Annotated in this window: 1 protein-coding gene and 1 pseudogene; both read left to right on the forward strand. The window is 61.4% G+C overall.

The window, feature by feature from the left end:
* Positions 1-525 precede the first annotated feature (525 nt).
* Positions 526-1,821: pseudogene (locus HNS03_RS25610) on the forward strand (transposase); the annotation flags it as partial.
* 64 nt (positions 1,822-1,885) lie between these two features.
* Positions 1,886-2,362, forward strand: coding sequence for a helix-turn-helix transcriptional regulator (locus tag HNS03_RS25615; protein ID WP_367198875.1), 477 nt, complete (start codon positions 1,886-1,888; stop codon positions 2,360-2,362).
* Positions 2,363-2,585: the final 223 nt, after the last annotated feature.

A 2,585-nucleotide genomic window follows, 5' to 3' on the forward strand; every position in this document is an offset into this window, starting at 1 on the left:
CCGTTCACGAAGATCATTGGAATAGGGTTTGGTCATGCATGCCAGCCTCCACCCAGCAGGCAGCTTGAATCAGATCCGACCCCTCAAGGGAATCCCTTCGTCGATTCAAAAACCAAATGACACGCTCTAAACGTCGACGAGGCGGAGATCGAACAGCGCCGCGACGGCTGGAAGCAGCAGGAAACACGTGACAAGAGGGAGAGCCTGGGTAAATTCGCCGAGCTGGGGAACCAAGAGGCCGCGACGGACTGAGCAATTCCAGCAAAAGTGTTCTTGCGATTTTGCATCCGGAATTGCGATACTGAAAATCGAGGCAGAATACGTGGGCGGTTCTTTTCGCTCATGCCAGTTCGCTCGCGGCTGCGTGGGCGCGGCCTGACCGGGCGGCCCATTGCCGCCTTTTTTGTCGTCGGCCACACGTAATGGATGAAGTGACCGACATGGGCCGAAGTTGTTGAGAAGGGCCGGTGTTGCCGCGGGTGAGAAGTCCTGATTCAGTCATCCTTATCAGAGGAGGGCGTGACGATGATGGGCGATCGGCTGGTGATGCAGGAGGCGCTGTTCCACGAGTTCAGCATCGAGCGCCATGTTCCGAGTAACCATCTGGTACGCTCGATCGATCGGTTCGTTGACCAGACCGGTATCTGCACTCGCCCGCAGCCGTTCTATAGCGGTATCGGACGCCCTTCGATAGATCCTGAACTGATGATCCGGATGCTGATCGTCGGCTATTGCTTTGGCATCCGTTCGGAGCGCCGGCTTTGCGAAGAAGTCCATTTGAACCTCGTTTATCGCTGGTTCTGCCGGCTTGGGCTCGACGACGACGTGCCCGATCCCTCGACGTTCTCGAAGAACCGACATCATGGCCGCTTCCGGCAGTGCGACCTCTTCCGTTAGCTGTTCGAGGCGACGGTGCGGCGCTGCATCGATGAGGGACTGATCGGTGGGAACGGCTTTGCGGTGGATGCAAGCCTGATCCGGGCCGAAGCCGATCGATAATGCTACCATCCTGGGGACGAAGGGTCCGGTCCGAGCGATCGACGAGTATCTCGCCATGCTCGGCGATACTGCCTTCGGCGCTGCGACCAGGGTGGTGCCGTCGCGCGTGTCGCCGTCGGATCCTGCGTCCCGCTACTCCTCGGCGCATGGCACCCAAGCGCAGTTCTGCTACGCCACCAGCTATCTGATCGATGTCAAGAACGCCGTGATCATCGATGTCGACGCCAGCATGGCCATGCGTCAGGTCGAGGTCACCGCAGCGAAGCGGATGATCGAGCGCGCACACGACGATCTTGGGCTGTGGCCCCGAAAGCTGATTGCCGACACGAGCTATGGCTCCGCCGAAATGCTCGGCTTGCTGGTCCACGACCGTGATATCGAGCCGCACATCCCGGTGTTCGACAAGTCCGCCCGGGTCGATGGCACCTCTGCCCGCGCCGATTTCGCCTACCATCTTAATCGCTATCGTTACATCTGCCCGGCCGGCAAGGTGTTGAAGCGAACCCGACCCTATGGCGGCCGCGATCCGGACATGCCACATGCCGACGGATTCTTCCGCTATCAGGCCAGCAAGCCCGACTGCGATGCCTGCGCGCTCAAGCCGCGATGCTGTTCCGGCGCCGAGGCCCGGAAGGTGCCTTGCTCAGTCCACGAAGGAGCCCGCCTCACCTCGTACGCGCCATCGCCCAAGAGGAGGAGTGGATCGCCTCCCGACGCGAGCGCAAGAAGGTTGAGATGTTGTTTGCCCACCTCAAGCGCATTCTGCGACTGGATCGACTGCGACTGCGTGACCCCAACGGAGGCCGGGACGAGTTCCATCTCGGATGCCGCGATGCTCGTGGCGCTCCTGCCCCGGATGATCCACATCCGGGGTGTTTCAAGACTGATGCAGCTGGTGCGGTTGGTCGGCGAGGAAGCAGGTCGGACCGACCCCGGTTGCGAGTTCATCCTCACACGCCTCGCGGAGATCCTGTTGAGCGAAGCATTGCGAGTGGCGCCTCAGAATGGAGCGCAGCCGGGACTTTTGCGTGGGCTTGCGGATCCGCGGATTTCCACGGCCCTGCGGCTGATGCACGGCAGTACCGGACGATCCTGGACGGTCACCGATCTCGCACACGCAGCCGGCATGTCCCGCTCGGCCTTCTTCGACCGGTTCGCCCGCACCGTCGGCACCCGACCGATGGAATATCTTCTGGCCTGGCGCATGGCCGTCGCCAAGGACCTGCTGCGCGACGGCAAACTTACGCTGGACGAAATTGCTGGCCCCGTCGGGTATGGTCCGGCGGGGACCTTCAGCACGGCCTTTCGCCGACACGTCGGGCTGTCCCCCCCGGTCGTTTCGCGAGAAAGGCAAGCGCCTTGAGTGAACCAACGCCAAGCACTCGCTGGCATTGAACACGTCCGCAGGCACTCTCGTTTTCAGCGCCACAGAGATGACTGTGCCTACCCGACTATGGCGTCGGGGGCTGTTGGGATTCGTTGGTGCAGGTCGACGGCACTGCCCCTAGATGTGGAGTTTCGATAGGTTGTTCATTCGGGCCTGACCGAGGAGATTGGAGTTACCACGCTTCAACCGCCCTCGGAGA

The organism is Amorphus sp. 3PC139-8 (assembly GCF_040750475.1).
In the GTDB taxonomy this organism is placed as follows: Bacteria; Pseudomonadota; Alphaproteobacteria; order Rhizobiales; family Amorphaceae; genus Amorphus.